Genomic DNA, 6,358 nt, shown 5'->3' on the forward strand with positions numbered 1-6,358 from the left:
CGTTGGCGCCACCGCGGCGAAAGCGCATCAACTGGGCGTATCGCTGGATACGCGGGGCTGAACTGACCCACTGCCCACAAAATAGACTTGCATCAATTTAAGTCATGGCCTTCACTATTGTCGCAGGTCCTTGATGGGCCACCGGGTTAGCACACTCGCCGTCCGTCAACTTTTCTGCTGATCCCTGTCGGCTCTAACCGGCAGGGATTTGCATTTGGGGTGCGACTTTCAGGAAGTTTACTTGCGCAGCGAGCCGATATAGGCGGCGATGTCCGCGGCCTCGCTCCGGCTCAACGAAAAATTCGGCATCTTGGGGTGCGGGTCGAGCAGGAAGAAGGCGACTTTTTCCGGGCTAAAGTCGGATCTGGCCGCGATCGAGGCAAATGTCGGGACGTCGGCGCTGGCCTGCTTCTGATCGCTGGCGACCAGATGACAGGCCGCGCACCAGCGTTTGGCCAGTTCGCCGCCGTGATAGGCGTCGGCTGCCAAGGCCTGCGATCCGCAGAAGGCAGCGACGGCAACAACCAGTCTTGGAATCGCGCGCATCCGATCATTCTCCTTCGACATCAAAGCACCGCCGCTGACCGCCGCTGACCGCAGCGGGTCGTCTGCCGAACCCCTGGGTGGCCTATGCGAGCCACCAGTCGCCGCACCGGCTCGATGCCACGCACCGATCAGCCGCAGCATGACCCTGGGAAATGCGGAAGGTCGATCCGCGCGGCCAGAGATTTCAAGAACCTCAGAACCTGCCAGTAAGCGCTGCGCAGGGAATGACGGCTATGGGAGGGCTCCTGTTCGCTCATTGCCTCTCCTTCTCGAGCCCGTCCTTCTCGCCCAGGATCTTGCCGGTAATTTTGTTGATCAGATGCAGCCGGGTGCAAGCCGGGCACACCACGGTTTCATAACTGTCAGGTCGATCGGCTGGCGTCGCCTCAGGCACCCTGACCTGAACGTTCATACCAGTTCGGCTGCAGCGAAAAATGTGGTTGACCATTCCGCCATGATGACGCGGTCCTGGCTCGAGCACTTTGACCTGTCTCAAGGTTTGTCCAATTGTTGGGCTCCCCGGCATCTGCCGCGCCGGCTGCCATCGAGGCGCCATCGGCCCGGGACCACGGAACCTTTGCACCCCGGGGTTGTTGCTGAGGATAACCACAAATGGAGAGATCGAATGAAGTTTTATCTTGCTGCCATCGCGGCGGCCGCGCTGATCGCAACCGCGTTGCCGGCGGGCGCGGAAGAAGTCGGCGTCGGCGTCGGTCCGGTCGGCGTGACCGTGGGCGAAGGCCATCATGACCGTGATCGCGACCGCGAGGTGATTCGCGATCGTGACGAGCACCGCGATCGCGACACGGTCATCATCAAGAGGGGCGATCACGATCGGGATATCGATCATGACCGTCGCAAGGTCATTATCGATCACGAATGATAATAAACCTGGCTTGAACCAAGACCGGGCCGCCTTTGGGCGGCCCCCTGTCATTGATAGCTCTTCATGTTCCTGGAGAGGGTGAAAGTGCCCGCGAGCCCCGCTTTAAGGCAGCGGCGCCGCGGCGTTGGCAACGAGCTGATTATCGGCCGGCGCGGGTGCCAGTTCGGTGCAATGGCCATCGCCCAGAAACTCGTCCAGGGTGGCCTGTATCCGCTCCTTGACCGAATAGGGACCGCGGTCGCTCATGTCGGTATGTTGGAACTGGGTCTTGATGATATCGATCCGATCCGCCTCGGCCTGTTGCGGTGTCGGCAGAACGCCGGGATCGGTTCTGAAATTCGGGTCCTTCGAGCGGAACGACAGGATCTTCATCTTGTTGCTGAGCACGAAGGGAACGCGCAGGTTATCCAGCGTGACAATTTGCGAAACCAACTCCGGATGCTGCTTGGCGAAGTACATGGCAGTATCGCCGCCATTGGAATGCCCGACCAGGGTCAGGTGATCGTAGTCGGCGTTGGGCTGCAGTTTTTCCAGTTGCCCGAGCACAAACAGAATGTTGGCCTCGCCCTTTTGATAGACTTCGCGCCGGCCGACATAAGGCAAGCCGATCTTGGTCATCAAGGGCGGGTCGGTCGCGATATCCTGCTGGACGCTGGCGACCAGATATCCCCTGGCGGCAAACACGTTGGCCAGGAACGAATACTCGGTGTTCTTGACGGTATTGCCGTTGCTGATGATGGCGACCGGCAGTTTCCAGTAGCCGTCATCGGCCTTCACCTCATAGTCGCGACGTACTGCGAGGTCGACGGCGACCGGCCGCTGCCTTGCGGCATCGAACAGGTGCAGCGTCTCGTGCCGGATACCCCACTTGCTGATGCCATAATAAAGGCCGCCGGTGAGTGCGCAGACGCAGGTCAGAACCGCAATTCCTCTCTTCATCGCTTCCATCCCGATCACGTTGATTCAACAGTTAGTGTTGAAACGCGGAAATGCAGCAATCGGGAGCCGCTTGGCAAATTAAATTTTGGAAAAATGCTGCCCTGCAGCGGAACAGCGGCGAACAACGCCTGGGATCACGATCCGTAAAGCGCCAGCGCCAGGGCGGGCGTAATGTGCTAGCGGTCGTCTTGCGATGCCGTACGGGCCAGCGCACGCGCGAAGAAATCCCTTGCCATGGCATCCAGTGCGGCCGAGATCAATTCGTCGGATTCGGTGGCGGCATCCCCGTTCTCGGCATCGAGCCGATCGGCTTCCCTGATATAATCGATGGCAAGTTCGCGCAGACGATAGAACTCGTCATCCTCTGGAATTGGATACACCGTCGCCAGCAAATGCCGGGCGCGCGCGCGAGCCCGGTCGCTTCTCATGCCGACCATAAGCGCCTCCTTCAGGCGTCGATCGTCCTTAAGTTAAGTCGAGAGCGCGCTGCGCAGCCGTTTGGCCTGATACGGCCAGCAACCAAATCGCCGAACATCAACCGTCTCAGCCAGGCTTTTTCTCCGAACTAAGTCTTTGAACTATGTCCGGTTCCGGACAATGTGCCTCCGTGCCCCAGATTTAGCGGTTCCAGCCGCGCCGCTTTGAGCTGCCGCGATCGCCAACGCTCGCCCCGAATCCGGGGCCGATGAAAGGCCGCCCTTCAGCTAGGCTTCCCTTCGGGCCATTGCTGGTCCCTGGCTTCTTCCTCGGCCAAGAGCTTCAGGATCATCCGGCGCTTCTGCACATCGGTCGTTTCGGCGAGCAGTTTCCGATAGAGCTTGAGGTTCTCCCGGTGGATGAACTTATCCATTTCCGCCCCTTTGCATTCGGATCACGCGGCTGGCCACGCCATCCTTGTCAGCTGGCCGGCCTTGGCCAGAGGCGACGACCAGCTGATGACAGTGGGACAGAACAAGAAGACGAGCGCGACGGCAGTTTGGTCGATCGGGCGGCGTTGCTGCTGGTCAATATTGTACATCGCGAGCGATTTTTCGCCGGGGCGATCCCGATGATACGCCCGAGGCCTTGAGCGCGGCGTCGATTTTCAATTGCACTCGGCGTTCGGCCAGCGTCGTCAGCCGGGTTTGGGTTTTGCCGGCTTTGACGGTGTCGCCGATCTGGAACCGCCATAGCCAGAAATCCGGTTCGGCTGTCGCCGTGAGATAATATCGAATGCCTTTATGAATCATGCAAACACCGCCCCAACAGGTTGCGAGGACATCATCGAGCCCCCATGAAAATCAGTCCGGGCGATTACGGAATCATCCCGGCCCTCGTCACGCCACCATGTAGGAATCAAATCTCGTGCCAAGGGTGGCACCAGGCAGCGGCCTCCAAACAGGAGGCTTTCGAACTTTCGGAATGTTCGACCGCAACGCGATATGATTTTTTCAGAGACCGCGCCCTGCCACTCTCTATTGTGTGCTGCGGCCTGTTATACCTTCCACCTCAGCGAATATTTTCCCGCGGCGGTGTGATGCTCTCAGATGTGCTTGTCCTGCGAAGCCGGTGCTCTCTGATCCCCGGGGTTGGTGTCCGGCTTGCTGGCTTCGTGGTGGCCGATGACGCATCCCGCAGCCGCACCGACCTTGCCGTGCCCTGCCATGTGGCCAGCGATGCCGCCCACGATAGCCCCTTTGATGCAGCCCTTCGCCTCGGCGGCGGCGGGAGCCAGCAGGATTCCAAGAATAGCGGTCGAGATCAGCAGCGGCTTCATGGCGTTGCTCCGAAATAACTGTTGCCACAACAATCCGGATGGCGGCGATTGGTTCCACCCGAGGCGCGATATATTCAGGCGTGCAGGCCGCTGAGGCGATCGACCGCGGCGCGCAGGCTTGCGGAAAGGTTCGTGATTGTGCGACACGTCGATGGCGGTATCGATCGCGCGTTCCGCGATGCCAGGCTGGAGTGTTGGCTCCGATGGATCGATGTTCACCTGCTGCACCTTGCCGCTACACCCTGAACGTTGGACTACCTTGGAAGAGAAGGCCGCCACCTTTGGCTATCCGCGCGCGCGCAGTTTTTGAACAGCGGGTCGAGCGACCTTTGGCTATCCGCGACAGGCGCCGTATTGAACGGCGGGTGACGGCCTCTGCGGAAGAATGCGGGGACGAGAAGTTTGTTCCTCGCGGATCTGTTCACCGCGCGTTAAAATAGCCGCGAAAGCCGGCGATCATGAATTTCCGCCGGCCAACCCCGGCTTCACCCTGTCTTTTCCCTGACATTCGTCGCAGACAGGAGTCACCCTGAAAGGATTCGGTCGGATGGAAGCTTTCGAATCGGATGCCACCAGGCAAATTGCGGTGCTCGGCGCTCCCATCGATATCGGCGCCTCGCAGCGCGGAACCCTGATGGGGCCCGCGGCGCTGCGCACCGCCGGCCTTCTGACCCTGCTCGAGGGGCTCGGCTTTGACGTCAGGGATCACGGCGATCTCGCGATCGGCGAGGTCGCCGAGCTCGACGACGCTGCGCCCGGCAATGCCAGGCACTACCGCGAGATCCAGCGCTGGACCCGGGCGCTGAGTGAGAGCGCCTACGGGCTGGCGCGCAGCGGCGCGACGCCGATCTTTCTCGGCGGCGATCACACGCTGTCGATGGGTTCGGTGAACGGGATGGCGCGGCACTGGCGTGAAAGCGGCCGTGAGCTGTTCGTGATCTGGCTCGATGCGCATGCCGACTACAATACGCCGGCGACGACCATCACCGGCAACATGCACGGCATGTCGGCAGCCTTCCTGTGCGGCGAGCCGGGCCTCGAATATCTCCTGGGGAACGATCTCCGCGCGCCGATCGAGCCGGATCGGTTGGAACTGTTCGGCATCCGCTCGATCGACAGACTGGAAAAGGACCTGTTGCGGCAACGCCGCATCAATATCGTCGACATGCGCGCGATCGACGAGTTCGGGGTAAGCGTCCTGATCCGCCGCGTCATCGACAAGGTGAGGGCCCGCAATGGCGTGCTGCATGTCAGCTTCGACGTCGATTTTCTCGATCCCAGTCTCGCGCCCGGCGTCGGCACCACGGTGCCCGGCGGGGCGACCTATCGCGAAGCCCATCTGGTGATGGAGATGCTGCACGATAGCCGCCTGGTGGGTTCGCTCGACATCGTCGAACTCAACCCGTTCCTGGATGAGCGCGGCCGCACCGCGCGCACCGCGGTCGAACTGACCGGCAGCCTGTTCGGCCAGCAGATCACCGACCGGCCGACCCCGAGCAATGCGATCGAGCCGGGGGAGTGAAGGGAAGGGAGAGATGCGATGTAAGCCCAACGTTATTCGACCATCGAACAGCAGCGGAAATGGCCATCACCACCGTCAAACCCAAGGAGGCAGACATGACCACGACTGAAGTGCCCAGCGAAGCTGCAACCAAGACGCCGTCGGACCGGCTATATCTCGACGATCTCTACGTCGGACAGCGCTTTGCCAGCGCGACCCACACGCTTGACGAAGCGCAGATCAAGGAATTCGCGCTTCAATTCGATCCGCAGCCCTTTCACACGGACAATCAAGCCGCGGAAGGCACGTTCTTCAAAGGCTTGGCGGCGAGCGGTTGGCATACTGCCGCGATCACGATGCGGCTGAATGTCCAGAGTGGTCCGCCGCTCGCCGGCGGCATCGTTGGGGCCGGGGTAGAGTTGAGCTGGCCAGCACCGACCCGTCCCGGAGATGTGCTCCGTGTCGAGAGCGAAGTCGTTGAAATTTCACCGTCGCGCTCGCGACCCGATCGCGGCACGATAGTCCTTCTCAGCCGTACGATAAACCAACGCGGCGACGTCGTTCAGGTTCTCAAGGCCAAGCTTGTTGTTCCCCGCAGAGTAGCAAGCGCGTTTTCGTGAAACCTATCATTTCAGGCCTCGAGCATAGGGCCTCTCTCGCGATCGGTTACGTATTCCTACGGTTCCCTGACCGCATCATCCCGTTAACTTGAATCGGGCGATATGGGGAT

General features: G+C 60.7%; 10 protein-coding genes. 3 read left to right on the forward strand and 7 right to left on the reverse strand.

Translation table 11 applies throughout. The features are described from left to right. Positions 1–237 precede the first annotated feature (237 nt). Together ABSG20_RS26615 and ABSG20_RS26620 are read right to left on the reverse strand one after the other, a co-directional pair. On the reverse strand, positions 238–546 hold the full coding sequence (locus tag ABSG20_RS26615; protein WP_423867466.1) for a c-type cytochrome: 309 nt from the start codon (positions 544–546) through the stop codon (positions 238–240). Positions 547–799: 253 nt separating this feature from the next. Further along, on the reverse strand, positions 800–958 hold the full coding sequence (locus ABSG20_RS26620) for a hypothetical protein (protein ID WP_423867467.1): 159 nt from the start codon (positions 956–958) through the stop codon (positions 800–802). A 213-nt stretch (positions 959–1,171) separates the two neighbouring features. Between ABSG20_RS26620 and ABSG20_RS26625 the strand changes: the two genes are divergently transcribed. After that, the gene (locus ABSG20_RS26625) at positions 1,172–1,429 is read left to right on the forward strand and encodes a hypothetical protein (RefSeq protein WP_423867468.1); all 258 of its coding nucleotides are present in this window, start codon (positions 1,172–1,174) and stop codon (positions 1,427–1,429) included. Positions 1,430–1,534: 105 nt separating this feature from the next. Here the strand turns inward: ABSG20_RS26625 and ABSG20_RS26630 are convergent, their stop codons facing one another. The 5 genes from ABSG20_RS26630 to ABSG20_RS26650 all read right to left on the reverse strand — a co-directional run bounded on the left by ABSG20_RS26630 (position 1,535) and on the right by ABSG20_RS26650 (position 4,127). Continuing rightward, positions 1,535–2,371, reverse strand: coding sequence for an alpha/beta fold hydrolase (locus tag ABSG20_RS26630; protein WP_423867469.1), 837 nt, complete (start codon positions 2,369–2,371; stop codon positions 1,535–1,537). A gap of 176 nt (positions 2,372–2,547) precedes the next feature. Next, the gene (locus ABSG20_RS26635) at positions 2,548–2,808 is read right to left on the reverse strand and encodes a hypothetical protein (protein ID WP_423867470.1); all 261 of its coding nucleotides are present in this window, start codon (positions 2,806–2,808) and stop codon (positions 2,548–2,550) included. 263 nt (positions 2,809–3,071) lie between these two features. After that, positions 3,072–3,221: a hypothetical protein gene (locus ABSG20_RS26640; RefSeq protein ID WP_423867471.1), complete on the reverse strand. Its 150-nt coding sequence runs from the start codon at positions 3,219–3,221 to the stop codon at positions 3,072–3,074. Between the two features lie 154 nt (positions 3,222–3,375). Next, positions 3,376–3,600 (reverse strand): hypothetical protein, encoded by a 225-nt coding sequence (locus ABSG20_RS26645; RefSeq protein ID WP_423867472.1) that lies wholly within the window; start codon positions 3,598–3,600, stop codon positions 3,376–3,378. A gap of 293 nt (positions 3,601–3,893) precedes the next feature. After that, positions 3,894–4,127 (reverse strand): hypothetical protein, encoded by a 234-nt coding sequence (locus tag ABSG20_RS26650; RefSeq protein WP_423867473.1) that lies wholly within the window; start codon positions 4,125–4,127, stop codon positions 3,894–3,896. A 547-nt stretch (positions 4,128–4,674) separates the two neighbouring features. On the opposite strand from ABSG20_RS26650, the gene rocF reads away from it, so the two are divergent. Together rocF and ABSG20_RS26660 are read left to right on the forward strand one after the other, a co-directional pair. Further along, positions 4,675–5,649: an arginase gene (gene rocF / locus ABSG20_RS26655; RefSeq protein WP_423867474.1), complete on the forward strand. Its 975-nt coding sequence runs from the start codon at positions 4,675–4,677 to the stop codon at positions 5,647–5,649. 95 nt (positions 5,650–5,744) lie between these two features. Next, complete coding sequence (locus tag ABSG20_RS26660) at positions 5,745–6,248, forward strand: MaoC family dehydratase (protein ID WP_423867475.1); 504 nt, start codon at positions 5,745–5,747, stop codon at positions 6,246–6,248. The last annotated feature ends 110 nt before the right edge of the window (positions 6,249–6,358 follow it).

The organism is Bradyrhizobium sp. (genome assembly GCF_049512235.1).
GTDB lineage: Bacteria > Pseudomonadota > Alphaproteobacteria > Rhizobiales > Xanthobacteraceae > Bradyrhizobium.